We start from the raw sequence: 16,220 nt of genomic DNA, 5'->3' as shown, positions 1-16,220 counted from the left end.
TAGAAAATCAGCGACAATCCACGCCCGTTGGATCAATATTCCATTCATGAATCCAATACGGAGCACGCCGTTGCCCAGCAACAGCATTTGCCGCTAAACCGGCACCTAGGGGCGCACGGTTCAAGCCGGCGTAGTGGTGTCATCCTCTTACACAGGCAAGCGATATGGACGGGTCGACGGTGGATGGTTGTGCGCCAAGCAATCTTGCCATTTACATTTCCGGGGGAATTGGCGATGGCATCCTCAATATGGTTTTCGTGCGTGCCCTGGCCGACTACTCTGGGGCTCCCGTCACGCTGCTGATGACGCAGCAGGAGTCGTCGCTGGCGCTGTTCCGGGCCCAGCCCTACGTAAAAGAAGTCGTCCCGCTGAAAGAAGCCAGCAAGTTGCAGGGCCGAACGCGCATCGCGCATATAAGCAGCGTACTGGCGGCCGGGTCCTACGACGCGCTGTTCCTGTTTACGTTCCGCTCGCATGTGGCGGCCGCAGCCCGTCAGGCGGGCATCCCGCGGCGCGTCGGCTTTCTGCGCTGGCATCATCCGCATTTTTCGCGTTGGCTCACGGAACAGGTTTGGGTGCGCCGCAAGGGCACGCCGCATCCCGATACCCACACCTGGCTGCCGGCGATGTTGCGCAAGGTGGGCTGCCCCTACGAGGCCTGCTATCCCTCGCTCGAAATCGCTCCGGATGCCATCACTGCCGCCGCGCGCCTCACGCAAGGGCTACCGCGGATGGTCGGCTTTGGTTTGAACGCCTCTGCGGAAAAGCGGCGTTATTCGGCGCAGGCCTTTGCGCAGGTCGCCCGAATCCTGCACGAGCGCGACCCTGAGCTGGCGTTTCTGCTGTGCGGCGCCAGCGATGTACGGCACATCGCGCAAGAGATTCGCGCGGCGTTACCGTCTTCGATCCGCGTGCTCGATATCACGCAAGACGCCACGGACATTTGCGTAAGCCAGGCACTCATTGCGCGCACCCTGGCCTTTGCCACCAATGACAGCATGGGCATGCATATCGCGGTGGCCCATAACGTCCCGACGATTGGACTGTTCGGATGCAGCCCCGTCATGCGTTACGCACCCTGTTTGCACCCACTTGAACCGTCTGGTGGCCCAGGCATGGACGGCATCTCGCCGTCGATCGTGGCTGAGGCGATCTGGTCTCGGCTGCCCGAGGCGATCCGCTAAGCGCCTTACGCCGCCGCCTGGCTTCCAGAACGACAAAAGGCCGTCAGTGATTGCTATCACTGACGGCCTTTCATGTATTGGTCGGGGCGGTGGGATTCGAACTCACGACCCTCTGCTCCCAAAGCAGATGCGCTACCAGGCTGCGCTACGCCCCGAAGGGTGGCAACTATACCAGAATCCCACCCGGGCGGGGAGCCGTGCTCGCCCGTCCGACCCAGCCAGCCTGCCTTCCGGCAATCTCCTGATTGACACCTATATAGTTCAAGCCTAAATTAATTGCGGCTTATGGCGCATGACCAGAGGCCGCCTTCGGGCAAAAACACGCATAGACATCCATCGGGAAACACATGGCAAACGCCTCCGCTCCATCCGACTGGGCCGCGCCCCGGCGGACCACCTATACCGTGCTGTTCGTCTGTTGGCTGGCCATCCTGTTCGAGGGCTACGACGTGGGCGTGATGGGGGCGGTGCTGCCGGCATTGGCCGACGACAAGAACTGGAACCTGTCTTCGATACAGCTGGGCATGCTGGGCAGCTACGCGTTGGCGGGCATGTTCCTGGGCTCGTTCGCGGTCGGTACGCTGAGCGACCTGCTGGGGCGCCGCCGCATGCTGCTGGCCTGCGTCAGCCTGTTTTCACTGACGATGATCGGCGCGGCCTGGGCGCCCACGCCCGCCTGGTTCGCGACGTTCCGGTTCATCGGCGGACTCGGCCTGGGCGGCGTGATCCCGGTGGCTGCCGCACTGACCATCGAGTATTCTCCACCCGCCAAACGCGGTTTCAACTATGGCGTGATGTACTCGGGTTATTCGCTGGGCATCCTGTGCGCGGCCGCGGTGGCGATGGCGCTGCTCAGCCACTGGGGCTGGCGTTCGGTCATCGCGGTGGGCGCCCTGCCCTTGCTGCTGGTGCCGGTGCTGGCCAAGCTGTTGCCGGAATCGCTGGAGTACCTGCTGGCCAAGGGCGACGAAGCCGGCGCGCGCGCACAAGCGCAGCGCCTGGGCATCGTGTCGCTGGATCCGTTCCGCCCCCGCGAGGTCACGGGCGACAAAGCCACGTGGCGCGACGTGATGGCGGCAGTGTTCTCGCCGCGCCACTTGCGCGCCACCCTGTGCTTCTGGGGCGCCCTGTTCCTGGGCATGATGCTGGTCTATGGCCTGAACACGTGGCTGCCGCAGATCATGCGCAAGAACGGTTATGACCTGGGCTCCAGCCTGTCCTTCCTGCTGGTGTTCAGCCTGGCGTCCGCCATCGGCGGCCTGGTGCTGGGCCAGTTCGCCGACAAGACCGAGCCGCGCAAGATCGTCGCCCTGTTCTTCCTGGTGGGTGCCGTGGGCATCTATTGCCTGACCTACAACAATCCGTTGGTCGTGAACTACCTGTGGGTGGCGCTGGCTGGCGTGGGCAGCATTTCCTCGTCGCTGATCTTGACGGGTTATCTGGCGGGCTACTACCCGGCGCACGCCCGGGGGGCGGCAACGGGCTGGGCGCTGTCGTTCGCCCGCATCGGCGCCATGAGCGGCCCGATCGTCGGCGGCTACCTGGCCGGCCTGCAGCTGCCGCTGGCCTGGAACTTCATCGCGTTCTCGTGCGCGGCCGTGCTGGCGGCGGTGTTTGTGGTCTTGATCCCCGCCCGCTACGCCGGCAATCCGCGAGCGGAATCCACCCACCAGGGCGCCAAGGCAGCCTTGCAGCGTTCCTGATTCCACCCTGCCCCCAATGCAAAAACGGCGCGCCCATCAGGCGCGCCGTTTTTGCATCTGGAACCGATCCGAAACGCGATCAGCCGAAACGGCCCGTGATGTAGTCTTCGGTTTCCTTGCGCGAAGGCTTCACGAAGATCTGGTCGGTCTGGCCGAATTCCATCAACTCGCCCAGGTACATGTAGGCGGTGTAGTCCGAGCAGCGGGCAGCCTGCTGCATGTTGTGCGTCACGATCACGACCGTGTAGTCGTTCTTCAGCTCGGCGATCAGCTCTTCGATCTTGGCGGTGGAAATCGGGTCAAGCGCCGAGCACGGCTCGTCCAGCAGCAGCACTTCCGGCTTGATGGCCACGCCGCGCGCGATGCACAGGCGCTGTTGCTGGCCGCCCGACAGGCTGTTGCCGCTTTGATGCAGCTTGTCCTTCACTTCGTTCCACAGCGCGGCCTTGCTCAGCGCCCATTCCACGCGCTCGTCCATCTCGCCCTTGGACAGGCGTTCGAACAGGCGCACGCCGAAGGCGATGTTGTCGTAGATGCTCATCGGGAACGGCGTGGGCTTCTGGAACACCATGCCGACCTTGGCGCGGATCAGCGAAATATCGGTCTTGGTGGTCAGCAGGTTCTCGCCGTCCAGCATGATTTCGCCTTCGGCGCGCTGGCCCGGGTAGAGCTCGAACATGCGGTTGAATGTGCGCAGAAGCGTCGACTTGCCGCAGCCCGACGGGCCGATGAAGGCCGTGACCTTCTTCTCCTGGATCGACATGTTCACATTGCGGATCGCATGGAACTTGCCGTAGTAGAAGTTCAGGTTCTTGACCTCGATCTTGTTCTTGACGGCGGTAGCGGTGTTTTCCATTTCTTTTCCCTTGGCTCCGGCGCGCCATGCGCGCCGGCAAAGCGATCTTTACTTGCGGAACATGTTGCGGGCAATGATGTTGATGCCCAGCACCAGCAACGTAATCAGCGTGGCCCCGGCCCAGGCCAGGTCGTTCCAGTCCTTGAAGGGGCTGGCGGCGTATTGGTAGATCACGACCGGCAGGTTGGCCATCGGCGCATTCATGTTGAACGACATGAACTGGTTGGACAGCGCGGTGAACAGCAGCGGCGCGGTCTCGCCCGAGATCCGGGCAATGGCCAGCAGCACGCCGGTGATGATGCCGGTCTTGGCGGCGCGATAGCACACCAGGGTGATCATGCGCCACTTGGGGCAACCCAGCGCCGCCGCGGCTTCGCGCAGGCTGTTGGGCACCAGCAGCAGCATGTTGTCGGTCGTGCGCACCACCACCGGAATCACCAGGATGGACAGCGCAAGCGCCCCCGCCCAGCCGGAGTAGTGCCCCACCTGCGCCACGTACACGGCGTAGATGAACAGGCCGATGATGATGGACGGCGCCGACAGCAGCACGTCGTTCAAGAAGCGCGTCGCGGGGGCCAGCCAGCCGCGCTGGCCGTATTCCGCCAGGTAGGTGCCGGCCAGGATGCCGACCGGCGTGCCGATCAGCGTGCCCACGCCCGCCATCACCACGCTGCCGAAAATCGCGTTGATCAGTCCGCCAGTTTGCCCCGGCGGCGGCGTGATCTCCGTGAACAGCGTGTACGACAGCGCGGGTGCGCCCTTGGTCAGCAGCGTCAGAATGATCCAGAACAGCCAGAACAGCCCGAACGCCAGGGTTCCGAGGGACACCGCCAGCATGATGCGGTTGACCACGCGGCGCCTGCGGTAGATTCCATTCTGCATATTGAGTACGGAGACAGCCATGATCTTTTCCTTGTGCTCGCGTCGGGTCAGGTCTTCTTGCCTTCGCCGGCAGACAGGCGAACCAGCAGCACCTTGGCCAGGGCCAGCACGATCGTCGTGATCAGGAACAGGATCAGGCCCAGTTCCAGCAACGCCGACTTCTGGATGCCGCCCGCTTCATTGAATTCGTTGGCCAAGGCCGACGCGATCGAGTTGCCCGGAGAGAACAGCGAACCGGACCACTTGAAGGCGTTGCCGATCACGAACGTGACGGCCATCGTCTCGCCAAGTGCGCGGCCCAGGCCCAGCATGATGCCGCCGATGACGCCCGACTTGGTGAAGGGCAGTACCACGCGCCACATCACTTCCCAGGTCGTGCTGCCCAGGCCGTAGGCCGATTCCTTCAGCATCGCCGGCACCAGTTCGAACACGTCGCGCATCACAGCGGCGATGAACGGGATGATCATGATCGACAGGATCAGGCCAGCCGTGAAGATGCCGATGCCGAACGGCGGGCCCGCGAAGATGCCCCCAATGACGGGCACGCTGCCCAGGGTGGCGATCAGGAAGGGCTGCACGTACTGCTGGAACACCGGCACGAAGACGAACAGGCCCCACATGCCGTAGATGATCGACGGGATCGCGGCCAGCATTTCCACGGCGGTGCCCAGCGGGCGGCGCAGCCAGGTCGGCGACAACTCGGTCAGGAAGATGGCGATGCCGAACGAGACGGGCACCGCGATGATCAACGCAATGGCCGAGGTCAGCAGCGTGCCGATGATCGGCACCACGGCACCGTAGTTCTGATTGACGGGATCCCAGTCGTTCAGCCACAGGAACGACAGGCCGTATTTGGCCAGCGATTCGCGGCTGCCGTAGATCAGGGATACGAGAATCGCCGCCAGCAGGATGAACACCAGGAAGGCGAACAGGCGGGTCAGATTCTTGAAAAGCGCATCCATCAGCGCATTTTTATTTTGCTTCATAGGCGAAGGCGTGCCGGTAGTCACGGAGTCCGCCACGCTGGGCGAAAGCGGCACACTATTATCCATTACCGCGCTCATGGATGGACTTTCCTTGGGAAACTGAGGGGAAACATCGGGGGCTTGCGGCTAGCCGCCCCGGTTCTTCTGACAGGCAGAATGGCTGGGACGGCTGCTTGATGGGTTACGCGCGCTGAGAGGTCTGCGTTCTTGCCAGAGCTCCCCGCGCGCTACACCCATCCTACTTCCAGACGGCCTTGCCGTCGGCAGCCTTCACTTCGCCCCAAGCAGCGCGGATTTCCTTGGTGACGGCTTCCGGCAGCGGCACGTAGTCCATCGTTTCAGCCGACTTGGCGCCGTTCTTGAACGCCCAGTCGAAGAACTCCAGCACGGCCTTGCCCTGAGCCGGCTTGTCTTGCGACTTGTGGATCAGGATGAAGGTGGCGGCGGTGACGGGCCACGAATCGGCACCCGGCTCGTCGGTCAGGACCACGCCCATACCCGGCGCGCTCTTCCAGTCGGCGTTGGCGGCCGCAGCGGCGAATGCCTTCTGCTCCGGCTGGACGAACTTGCCTTCCTTGTTCTGCAGCTGCGTCCAGGCCAGCTTGTTCTGCTTGGCGTAGGCGTATTCCACGTAGCCGATCGAGTTCTTCAGCTGGCCGACGTAGGCGGCGACGCCTTCGTTGCCCTTGCCGCCTTGACCGGTGGGCCACTTGACGGCCTTGCCTTCACCGACTTGCGACTTCCAGTCAGCCGACACCTTGGACAGGTAGTTGGTCCAGCCGAAGGTGGTGCCCGAGCCGTCCGAACGGTGCACGACGATGATGTCGGCCGAAGGCAGCTTGAGGTCGGGATTCAGGGCCTTGATGGCGCTGTCGTCCCACTTCTTGATCTTGCCCAGGAAGATGTCGGCCAGCACGGGGCCCGACAGCTTCAGCTTGCCCGGCTCGACGCCGTCGACGTTGACGACCGCCACGGTACCGCCGATCACGGCCGGGAATTGCAGCAGGCCGTTCTTTTCCAGGTCAGCTGCCTTCATGGGATCGTCCGAAGCGCCGAAATCGACGGTCTTGGCGATGATCTGCTGCTGGCCGCCGCCCGAACCGATCGACTGGTAGTTGACCGCGTTGTTGGTGGCAGCCTTGTAGTCGGAAGCCCACTTGGCGTAGATGGGGTACGGGAACGATGCGCCGGCGCCGGTCACATCGGCGGCCTGGACGGCGAAAACGGCGGCGCTCAGCGCGACGCCCAGGGAAACTTGTTTGAAGACACGTTTGAACATCAGGGTTCCTTCTGTGCTCGTTGGAGGAGTCTGGTCAGGCTTTTTCGGTGCCTGTCTTTCAGCGACCCTCGCATCTTAGAAGCCCAACGTGACAAGATAGTGACAGTCACATACGCTTCATGCGACACCAATTCCACCCCCGAAAAACACCGCGGCCACCCTGAAAAACGGGGTGGCCGCGATATTCAGGGACGATTCCCCGTGTGACAGCTTGCTCGGTTACACGCCCAGTTTCTGCATCAGGTACAGATGCAGGTTGAAAGGTTCGCGGCGGCTCTTGACCCGGGCGTAATCGCCATCCGGCTGCTGCTGCCAGGCCAGCTGGTTGTCGCGCAGCGCATACGTGAACGCCTCGTCGACCACGCGCTTCTTCAAGGTCTTGTCATAGATCGGGAAAGCGATTTCCACGCGGCGGAAGAAGTTGCGGTCCATCCAGTCCGCCGACGACAGGTAAACCGTTTCCTCGCCGTCCGCATAGAAATAGAACACCCGCGAATGCTCCAGGAAGCGCCCCACGATGGAGCGCACCCGGATGTTCTCGGACAGCCCCGGCACACCCGCCCGCAGCGCGCAGACGCCGCGCACGATCAAGTCGATCTTCACGCCGGCCTGGCTGGCCTTGTAGAGCTCTTCGATGATCTGCTCTTCCAGCAGCGAATTCATCTTGGCCATGATGCGCGAACGCTTGCCCGCCTTGGCCGCCCGGGCCTCGGCGCGGATCAGCGCCACCATCCCGTCGTGCATGGTGAAAGGCGACTGCATCAGCGCCTTGAGCGAACGGCGCGCGCCCAGCCCGGTAAGTTGCGCGAAGACCTTGTCCATGTCCTCGCACAGCTTCGGGTCCGCGGTCAGCAGCCCGAAGTCGGTGTACAGCCTGGCCGTGCGCGGGTGGTAATTGCCCGTGCCCAAGTGCGCGTAGCGGCGCAGGCGGCCATTTTCGCGGCGCAGCACTACCGCCATCTTGGCGTGGGTCTTGTGCGCCACGACGCCGTACACCACGTGCGCGCCCACCTCTTCCAGCTTGGACGCCCAGTTGATGTTGGTCTGCTCGTCAAAGCGCGCCATCAGCTCCACCACCACCGTCACTTCCTTGCCGGCGCGCGCGGCAGCCAGCAGGATCTTCATCAGCTCGGAATCCTCGCCGGTGCGGTAGATGGTCTGCTTGATCGCCATTACGTCCGGATCCAGCGCGGCCGCCGTCAGGAAGTCGATGACGGGCTGGAACGACTGGTAAGGGTGATGCAGCAGGCGGTCCTGCTCGGCCACGGCTTCGAACAGCTCGGACGGCTTGTCGCCCACCCGATCGAAGGGGGCCGGCACCGGTGCACGGTAGTCCGGGAACAGCAGGTCGGGCCGCAAGTCCGAATTGCACAGCTGCATCAGGCGCGACAGATTCACCGGCCCCGGAACGCGGTAGGTGTCCTGGGCCGTCAGCGAAAACTCGCGTTGCAGGAAGGTTTCCAGCTCGACGGGCGTCAGCTTGTCGATTTCCAGCCGCACGGCGGCGCCGAAATTGCGCTGCGACAGCTCTCCCTGCAGCGCATGGCGCAGGTTGGTGACTTCTTCCTCGTCCACGAACAGGTCGCTGTTGCGCGTGACCCGCCACTGGTAGCAGCCCAGCATCTCCAGCCCCGGGAACAGCTCGCCCACGAAGGCGCGCAGCAAGGAGGTCAGCAGGATGAAACCTTCGGGGTGGCCGGACAGCGCCGGAGGCATCTTGATCAGGCGCGGCAGTGCGCGCGGCGCCTGCACCACGGCAATCGAGGCCTGGCGGCCGAAGGCATCGGCCCCGGCCAGCGACACGATGAAATTCAGGCTCTTGTTGTAGACGCGGGGAAACGGGTGCGCCGGGTCCAGCCCGATCGGGGTCAAGAGCGGCATCACGTCGCGGTTGAACACGTCGCGCGCCCATTCCTGCTGCTCGGCGTTCCATTCGGACGCGTGATGCAGGGTGATGCCCTCGGCCTGCATGGCCGGCAGGATCTCGTCGTTCAGCAGGTTGTACTGGCGCGCAACCAGAGCATGCACCGCCTGTTGGACATTTTCGAACGCCTGGTCCGGCGTCATGCCGTCAGGGCCGACCATATTGGGCGACTGGCGCTGCTGCTCTTTCAGGCTCGAGATCCGGATCTCGAAGAACTCGTCCAGATTGGAACTGACGATGCACACGTACCGCAGGCGTTCCAGCAAAGGCGTCTTGGGATTTTCCGCCATCGCCAGCACACGGTCGTTGAATTTGAGCAGCGACAACTCGCGATTCATGAGCAAGGGCTCGCCAGGCGGGCGTGTGGGCATACCGGATTCCATACGTAGGGGGAGCGTGGAGTTTTACTGCAAATAAGTGACGGTTCTATGACACGACGCCAAATCCGTAGCGTACGCCAAAATCGGGACGTATAGCGCGCGCCCTGTTTCCGCCAAGCCCCTGTTCCATAAGCGAAAACCCGTAGCTCAGGGCACTGTCATATGGGGTCTCTATAATCAGGCCACCTCAAAGCCTATATTACGAGCCGCATGGATCAACTTCTGGCCGCGGTGGACCTCGGGTCCAACAGCTTCCGCCTCTCCATCGGACGCATCGTTCAACAGGACGGTACGCCCCAGATCTATCAGATCGATCGTCTCAAGGAAACCGTCCGGCTTGCCGCCGGCCTGGATGCCGAAAAGCGCCTGGGCGACGACGCCATCGAACGCGCCATCGCCGTCCTGGAGCGCTTTGGCGACCGCCTGCGCAGTTTCCACCCCAACCGCGTCCGCGCGGTTGCCACCAACACGTTCCGGGTCGCCCGCAACACGCGGGATTTCCTGCCGCGCGCCGAAGCCGCCCTGGGCTTTCCCATCGAAGTCATCGCCGGCCGCGAAGAGGCCCGCCTGATCTTCTCGGGCGTGGTCCACACCCTGCCCCCCTCGCCCAACAAACGGCTGGTCATCGACATCGGCGGCGGGTCCACCGAAGTCATCATCGGCAAGGGACACGAGCCCGGTCTGATGTCCTCGCTGTACATGGGCTGCGTCAGCTACAGCCGCCAGTTCTTCTCGGACGGCGTGGTGGATGCGCACCAGATGAAGCAGGCCGAACTGGCCGCCCGGCGTGAAATCGAAGTCATTGCCAAGCAGTACCGCAAGATGGGCTGGAAAGAAGCCTATGGCTCTTCCGGCACTGCCAAGGCGCTGTTCGCAATCCTGACCGAAAGCCGCTTCTCCGACCGCGGCATCACCCGCGCGGGCCTGGCCAAGCTGAAAGACCGCATCGTGCGTTCTGGCCGGGTCATCCCGTCCGAACTGCCGGGCATCAAGATCGAGCGCTCCGACGTGCTGCCTGGCGGGCTGGCCATCATGAGCGCACTGTTCGATGAACTGGGCATCGAGGTCATGCACACGGGCGACGGCGCGCTGCGCCTGGGCGTGCTGTACGACCTGCTCGGCCGCGACGACGAACACGACAAGCGCGACGAATCGGTGCGCCAGTTCATGAAGCGCTACCACGTCGACGTGAACCAGGCCCGCCGCGTGCGCCACGCTGCACTGACGCTGTTCGACGCCATGTTCCCCGAAGGCCCTGAGCGCGCCGAGCTGCGCCCGGCCCTGGGATGGGCCGCGGACCTGCACGAGGTGGGCCTGTCGATCGCGCACAACGCGTATCACAAGCACACTGCGTACGTGCTGGAAAACGCCGACATGCCGGGCTTCTCCCGCGCCGACCAGCAGTTGCTTGCCCTGTTGGCACTGGGCCATCAGGGCAAGCTGACCAAGCTGGAACCGCTGATCCGCACGCGCCCGCAGTGGAAGGCCATCCTGAGCCTGCGCCTGGCCGTCCTGCTGTTCCGCCGCCGCGGCGAAATCGAACCGCTGCCGCTGACCGCCTCGGTCCGCGACAACTCCATCGTGGTGCGCGTCAACCGCGAATGGCTGGCCCAGCACCCGTTAAGCGACTTCACGCTGCGTGCGGAAGAAGCGGAATGGAACAAGGTGGGGTTTTCGTTCGAATTGCTGGAATTCTGATCGGATAGCCGTCAAGCCGGAGAAAAGGCGGCTTGACGGTAAAAACAATACGGGCGATGGCTGCAAAGCCATCGCCCGTTTTTTTCTTCAGAACGGCGACAGATCCGTCTGGCGATGGAGCTGCTTGAGCTCCATGCGCAAGGGCCGCGTGGCCCGCCGTATCAATCTGATCTTCATACGGCGGATCAGGCGGCGCATGACGATCAGCGCTGGCCGTTCACGGCCGCAGGTTGATCCAGACCGAAGTGACGGCGGTAGCGCTCGTCCATGCGGTCCATTTTCAGCAATACCGGGAAGTCCGCGGCATTGAAATCCGGGTCCCAGGCGGGTTCACCGCAAACCTTGGCACCCAGCTTCAGGTAACCCTTGATCAGCGGCGGCACCCGGGCCGGCAACGAGCTGTTCAGCTTTTCCACCGGATACCGGTGCAGCGGCATGACTCGCGGCTCATTGTCCTGCGGCAGCTGCTTGGAAATCGTGCGCCAGACTTCCGCGGCGGTCACGCCATCGTCGCGCAGGCTGACGCTTGCGCAACCCAGCACGTATTCGTAACCGCCACGACGCAGGTACTCGGCCAGGCCGGACCAGAGCAGCATGATGACGGCGCCGTTGCGGTAGTCGGCGTGCGTACACGACCTGCCGACTTCGACCAGGTTGTCGCGGATCGAACCCAGGCCCGATAGATCGAATTCGGATTGCGAGTAGTACCCGCCCGCCTCCCGCGCCTTTTCAGGCGTCAGGATCCGGTACGTGCCGACGATGCGGCCCGTGTCCATTTCGCGGACCATCAGGTGTTCGCAGAAGGGATCGAAGCGATCGTGTTCGATACCGTCCTGGGCGTCGGGAAATACCACGCCCATATCCTCAGTGAAGACCTCGTAGCGCAGACGCTGAATCTGCTCGATTTCTTCAGCTGTGCGCGCCAGGCCGACCGCCAGCACCTTCGGGGCGGCGCCCGTGAATGGTTCGGCGGGATTACGGCTTGGGTTGATGCGTGCTAGTTCCAGCATTGCGCGAAGCTCCTAGAGAGTCCAGTCAGTGTGGACGCCCTGTATGTCAAAGACTTGACCAATATGTTACGTGACTATGAAGTTTAGTTCGGGGGAGATAGGTCAACTTTAGGCAAATCTCGACAAAACTTTACAATTGAATACCGGCCTTGAATGCACAAAAGCCACCCCCGCTGACGGTGGGTGGCTTTCGTCCAAATAGGCCTATCGCACTTACCCCAGACTGGCGGCAAGCTTCTCGGCGCACGACACGGCAAGGGATTCATCCTCGGCTTCGACCATCAGCCGCAATTTCGGTTCCGTCCCCGACGCGCGGATCAGGATGCGGCCGCGGCCGCCCAATTCAGCCTCGACCGCCTTGCGCGCGGCGGTCAGGCCAGCATGCGTCTTCCAGTCCTGGCCCGGGGCAAGCGGCACGTTGATCATCTTCTGCGGATACATGCGCAGATCACCGACCCATTGCGCCATCGACACGTTGTTGCGGCGCAGCGCCGTCAGGACCTGCAGCGCAGCGATGATGCCGTCGCCCGTCGAATGGCAATCCAGGCACAGCAGATGGCCGGAGCTTTCGCCGCCGTACAGCCAACCGCGCGACTGCATCTGCTCCAGCACGTAGCGGTCGCCCACGTTGGCGCGTTCGAAGCCCACGCCCAGGCGCTCCATCTCACGCTCGAAACCGAAGTTGGTCATCAGCGTGCCGACCACGCCGTCCACCTTGTTGCGCTGCATGCGTTCACGCACGATCGCGTACAGGAGTTCGTCGCCGTTATAGATGCGGCCGTCGCCATCCACTACCTGCAGGCGGTCGGCGTCGCCGTCCAGCGCAATACCCAGCTGGGCGCCACGGGCCTTCACTTCCTGCACCAGCATTTCGGGGTGCAAGGCACCCACGCCCTTGTTGATATTGAAGCCGTCTGGGTGCACGCCAATCGCATGCACCTCGGCGCCCAACTCCCGGAACACGTGCGGCGCGATGTTGTAGGCGGCGCCATGCGCGGCGTCCACCACAATCTTCATGCCGTTCAAGTCGAGGTCGTTGGGGAACGTGCTCTTGCAGAATTCGATGTAGCGGCCCTGCGAATCGGCCATGCGGCGCGCGCGGCCCAGGCCCTCGGAGGAGACGCAGCCCAGCGGCTCGTCCAACGCGGCTTCGATGTCGGCTTCGATCTCGTCGGGCAGCTTCATGCCCTGCGCCGAGAAGAACTTGATGCCGTTGTCCTGGTAAGGGTTGTGCGACGCGCTGATGACGATACCCGCCACCAGGCGCAGCGCCCGGGTCAAGTAGGCCACGGCGGGCGTCGGGATCGGCCCGGCCAGCAACACATCGATGCCTGCGGCCGATAAGCCGGCTTCCAGGGCGGATTCCAGCATGTAGCCCGAAATGCGGGTGTCCTTGCCGATCACGACCTGCGGACGGCTACCGCCGCGCGCGGCATGTTCGCGCGCCAGCACGCGGCCAGCCGCGTAACCCAGGCGCAAGGCGAATTCGGCGTTGATCACCGGACCGCCGACTTCGCCACGTACTCCATCCGTACCAAAATACTTGCGTCGAATCATGAACTGATTGCTCCTTGTTCAGCCGCGTGCCATACCTTAAGGGCATCCACGGTGGCGGCAACATCGTGCACACGCACGATGGAAGCCCCCCGGGACACACAGGCAAGGGCAGCGGCAATGCTGCCGGACAACCTGTCGCCAACGGGCCGGCCAGTGGCCTGGCCGATCATGTTTTTACGCGACAGGCCGATCAGCAATGGATAACCCGTGCTGCGCAGGCTGGACAGCCGGCGCAATAACTGAAAATTCTGGTCCGCCGTCTTGCCGAAACCGAAGCCCGGATCCAGCACGATACGGCGGGGATCGATCCAGGCCGCACGCAGCTTTTGCGCGCGTGCGCCCAGGAAGAGTCCAATTTCGCCGATCAGGTCGGTGTATTCGGGCGGGCTGGCCTGCATCGTGCGGGGCTCGCCCTTCATGTGCATCACGCATAGCCCGCAGCGCGATTGCGCCACGGCCTCGATCGCGCCAGGCTGCCTGAATCCGTAGATGTCGTTGATCATGTCCGCCCCCGCATCCAGCGTGGCGCGCATGACTTCCGGCTTGAAAGTGTCGATGGACAACGGCACGCCGCAATCGCGCAGCGCTTCGATCACCGGCAGCAGCCGGTCCAGTTCGTCCGCCACCGAGACCGGGTCAGCGCCCGGGCGCGTGGACTCGCCGCCCAGATCCAGGATCTGCGCGCCCTCTTCGATCAACTGGCGCGCGTGCGCCACTGCGGAATCCGTATCGTCGTGCTGGCCGCCGTCGGAAAAGGAATCCGGCGTGACATTGACGATACCCATGACAAGCGGGCGCTCGAGATCAAACTCGAAGCGCCCGCAAAGAAAGTTATTTGCCATAACTCAGGACAAAAAACCTCAGACAGCTGCTGCCGTGCTACCGCCAGCCGCCAGGCCGGTGGTCGGCGGCGTGTCGGCCGAATCCGACGGGCCTTGCGGCGTCTTCGGGGGACGCGGCGGACGGCCTTCGATGATGTCGTTGATCTGGTCTGCGTCGATGGTTTCCCATTCCAGCAGGGCCGACGTCATCACTTCGACCTTGTCGCGGTTCTCTTCCAGGATCTTGCGCGCAACACCGTACTGCTCGTCGATGATGCGGCGGATCTCGGTGTCCACCTTCTGCATGGTGGCTTCGGACATGTGCGTCGTCTTGGTGACGCTGCGGCCCAGGAACACTTCGCCTTCGTTCTCGGCGTAGACCATGGGGCCCAGTTCGTCGGTCATGCCGTAGCGCGTGACGATGTCGCGAGCGATGGCGGTGGCGCGTTCGAAGTCGTTCGAGGCGCCCGTCGTCATCTGGTCCATGAAGAGCTCTTCAGCGATGCGGCCGCCGAACAGCACAGCGATGGTGGACAGCAAGCGGCCCTTGTCCATGCTGTAGCGGTCGGTTTCGGGCAACTGCATCGTCACGCCCAGCGCACGGCCGCGCGGGATGATGGTGACCTTGTGGACCGGGTCGGTCTTGGGCAGCAGGCGGGCAACGATCGCGTGGCCGGATTCGTGGTACGCGGTGTTCTTGCGTTCCTCTTCGGGCATCACGATGGAGCGGCGCTCGGCACCCATGATGATCTTGTCCTTGGCCTTTTCGAAGTCGGACATATCCACCGTGCGGCCATTGCGGCGCGCGGCGAACAGAGCGGCTTCGTTGACCAGGTTGGCCAGGTCGGCGCCCGAGAAACCGGGGCAGCCGCGGGCCAGGATGGTCGCGTCGACGTTAGGCGACAGCGGAACCTTGCGCATGTGGACCTTCAGGATCTGCTCGCGGCCACGGATATCGGGCAGCGGCACAACCACTTGGCGGTCGAAACGACCGGGACGCAGCAAGGCCGGGTCCAGCACGTCGGGACGGTTGGTGGCAGCGATCACGATGACGCCCTGGCCGGATTCGAACCCGTCCATTTCCACCAGCATCTGGTTCAGGGTCTGTTCGCGTTCGTCGTTGCCGCCACCCAGGCCGGCGCCACGCTGACGGCCCACCGCATCGATTTCGTCGATGAAGATGATGCAGGGAGCGTGCTTCTTGGCGTTTTCGAACATGTCGCGCACGCGGGCAGCGCCCACACCGACGAACATTTCAACGAAATCGGAACCCGAGATGCTGAAGAACGGAACCTTGGCTTCGCCGGCGATGGCCTTGGCCAGCAGCGTCTTACCGGTACCGGGCGAGCCGACCATCAGCACGCCGCGCGGAATACGGCCGCCCAGCTTCTGGAACTTGCTGGGGTCGCGCAGGAAGTCGACCAGTTCCTGGACGTCTTCCTTGGCTTCATCGCAGCCGGCGACGTCAGCGAACGTGATCTGGTTGGTGTTTTCATCAAGCATGCGGGCGCGGGACTTGCCGAAGCTGAACGCGCCGCCCCTGCCGCCCCCTTGCATCTGTCGCATGAAGAACACCCAGACGCCGATCAACAGCAGCATGGGGAACCACGACACGAAGATGCTCATCAGCAGCGATTGCTCTTCGCGCGGCTTGCCCGACACCTGCACGCCGTACTTCAGCAGATCGGAGACCATCCAGAGGTCGCCCGGCGAAGTCAGCGTATAGGCGCGGCCCGCGTCCGGGGTGACGTACAGCACGTCGCCTTGAACGTCGACCTTGCGGATACGTCCCGCCTTGGCGTCGTCCATGAACTGCGTGTAGGTCACGCCGTCCTGGGTCTGAGCGCGTCCGTCGAACTGTTTGAAGACGGTAAATAGCACGAGGGCTATCACCATCCAGACAGCGACTTTCGAAAATGAATTATTCAAGGTCGATCTCC

Annotated in this window: 12 protein-coding genes and 1 tRNA gene; 3 read left to right on the top strand and 10 right to left on the bottom strand. The window is 63.3% G+C overall.

Going from position 1 to position 16,220, the window contains the following annotated elements:
• Window positions 1-164: 164 nt before the first annotated feature.
• A complete protein-coding gene (locus tag AC3WMU_RS18610; RefSeq protein WP_052017963.1) occupies window positions 165-1,184 on the top strand; it encodes a glycosyltransferase family 9 protein in 1,020 nt (339 codons plus the stop codon).
• A 78-nt stretch (window positions 1,185-1,262) separates the two neighbouring features.
• Here the strand turns inward: AC3WMU_RS18610 and AC3WMU_RS18605 are convergent.
• Window positions 1,263-1,339: transfer RNA gene (locus AC3WMU_RS18605), tRNA-Pro, on the bottom strand.
• Window positions 1,340-1,531: 192 nt separating this feature from the next.
• Between AC3WMU_RS18605 and AC3WMU_RS18600 the strand changes: the two genes are divergently transcribed.
• Complete coding sequence (locus AC3WMU_RS18600; protein WP_424625202.1) at window positions 1,532-2,887, top strand: MFS transporter; 1,356 nt, start codon at window positions 1,532-1,534, stop codon at window positions 2,885-2,887.
• Between the two features lie 79 nt (window positions 2,888-2,966).
• Here the strand turns inward: AC3WMU_RS18600 and pstB are convergent, their stop codons facing one another.
• From pstB to ppk1, 5 genes are all read right to left on the bottom strand, one after another.
• Entirely contained in the window at window positions 2,967-3,743 is a 777-nt protein-coding gene (gene pstB, locus AC3WMU_RS18595) for a phosphate ABC transporter ATP-binding protein PstB (protein WP_006222891.1), read from the bottom strand.
• Window positions 3,744-3,791: 48 nt separating this feature from the next.
• Window positions 3,792-4,646, bottom strand: coding sequence for a phosphate ABC transporter permease PstA (gene pstA, locus AC3WMU_RS18590; RefSeq protein ID WP_006222890.1), 855 nt, complete (start codon window positions 4,644-4,646; stop codon window positions 3,792-3,794).
• A gap of 26 nt (window positions 4,647-4,672) precedes the next feature.
• On the bottom strand, window positions 4,673-5,689 hold the full coding sequence (pstC, locus tag AC3WMU_RS18585; protein ID WP_035212374.1) for a phosphate ABC transporter permease subunit PstC: 1,017 nt from the start codon (window positions 5,687-5,689) through the stop codon (window positions 4,673-4,675).
• A gap of 160 nt (window positions 5,690-5,849) precedes the next feature.
• Window positions 5,850-6,890 (bottom strand): phosphate ABC transporter substrate-binding protein PstS, encoded by a 1,041-nt coding sequence (pstS, locus tag AC3WMU_RS18580; protein ID WP_006222888.1) that lies wholly within the window; start codon window positions 6,888-6,890, stop codon window positions 5,850-5,852.
• Between the two features lie 219 nt (window positions 6,891-7,109).
• Window positions 7,110-9,185, bottom strand: a complete 2,076-nt coding sequence (ppk1, locus tag AC3WMU_RS18575) for a polyphosphate kinase 1 (RefSeq protein WP_035212371.1) — start codon at window positions 9,183-9,185, stop codon at window positions 7,110-7,112.
• A 219-nt stretch (window positions 9,186-9,404) separates the two neighbouring features.
• Here ppk1 and ppx point away from each other — a divergent pair, with 219 nt between their 5' ends.
• Window positions 9,405-10,892, top strand: coding sequence for an exopolyphosphatase (ppx, locus tag AC3WMU_RS18570; protein ID WP_006222886.1), 1,488 nt, complete (start codon window positions 9,405-9,407; stop codon window positions 10,890-10,892).
• A 203-nt stretch (window positions 10,893-11,095) separates the two neighbouring features.
• Here the strand turns inward: ppx and AC3WMU_RS18565 are convergent, their stop codons facing one another.
• The 4 genes from AC3WMU_RS18565 to ftsH form a co-directional block, all read right to left on the bottom strand.
• Window positions 11,096-11,902, bottom strand: a complete 807-nt coding sequence (locus AC3WMU_RS18565) for a GNAT family N-acetyltransferase (protein WP_088590516.1) — start codon at window positions 11,900-11,902, stop codon at window positions 11,096-11,098.
• Between the two features lie 213 nt (window positions 11,903-12,115).
• A complete protein-coding gene (glmM, locus tag AC3WMU_RS18560; protein ID WP_006222884.1) occupies window positions 12,116-13,459 on the bottom strand; it encodes a phosphoglucosamine mutase in 1,344 nt (447 codons plus the stop codon).
• A complete protein-coding gene (gene folP, locus AC3WMU_RS18555; protein WP_006222883.1) occupies window positions 13,456-14,301 on the bottom strand; it encodes a dihydropteroate synthase in 846 nt (281 codons plus the stop codon). Before folP ends, glmM begins: the two co-directional genes overlap by 4 nt.
• 18 nt (window positions 14,302-14,319) lie before the next feature.
• Entirely contained in the window at window positions 14,320-16,209 is a 1,890-nt protein-coding gene (gene ftsH, locus AC3WMU_RS18550) for an ATP-dependent zinc metalloprotease FtsH (protein WP_006222882.1), read from the bottom strand.
• Between the last annotated feature and the right edge of the window lie 11 nt (window positions 16,210-16,220).

This window comes from Achromobacter sp. FW305-C-13 (assembly GCF_058783475.1).
Note: the sequence above shows the minus strand (reverse complement) of the source record. Positions and strands in the feature narration are given on the sequence as shown.

Coding starts and splice junctions, on each gene's coding strand:
- AC3WMU_RS18610 (WP_052017963.1), top strand. CDS start 165: ATGGACGGGTCGACGGTGGATGGTTGTGCGCCAAGCAATCTTGCCATT.
- AC3WMU_RS18600 (WP_424625202.1), top strand. CDS start 1,532: ATGGCAAACGCCTCCGCTCCATCCGACTGGGCCGCGCCCCGGCGGACC.
- pstB (WP_006222891.1), bottom strand. CDS start 3,743: ATGGAAAACACCGCTACCGCCGTCAAGAACAAGATCGAGGTCAAGAAC.
- pstA (WP_006222890.1), bottom strand. CDS start 4,646: ATGGCTGTCTCCGTACTCAATATGCAGAATGGAATCTACCGCAGGCGC.
- pstC (WP_035212374.1), bottom strand. CDS start 5,689: ATGAGCGCGGTAATGGATAATAGTGTGCCGCTTTCGCCCAGCGTGGCG.
- pstS (WP_006222888.1), bottom strand. CDS start 6,890: ATGTTCAAACGTGTCTTCAAACAAGTTTCCCTGGGCGTCGCGCTGAGC.
- ppk1 (WP_035212371.1), bottom strand. CDS start 9,185: ATGCCCACACGCCCGCCTGGCGAGCCCTTGCTCATGAATCGCGAGTTG.
- ppx (WP_006222886.1), top strand. CDS start 9,405: ATGGATCAACTTCTGGCCGCGGTGGACCTCGGGTCCAACAGCTTCCGC.
- AC3WMU_RS18565 (WP_088590516.1), bottom strand. CDS start 11,902: ATGCTGGAACTAGCACGCATCAACCCAAGCCGTAATCCCGCCGAACCA.
- glmM (WP_006222884.1), bottom strand. CDS start 13,459: ATGATTCGACGCAAGTATTTTGGTACGGATGGAGTACGTGGCGAAGTC.
- folP (WP_006222883.1), bottom strand. CDS start 14,301: ATGGCAAATAACTTTCTTTGCGGGCGCTTCGAGTTTGATCTCGAGCGC.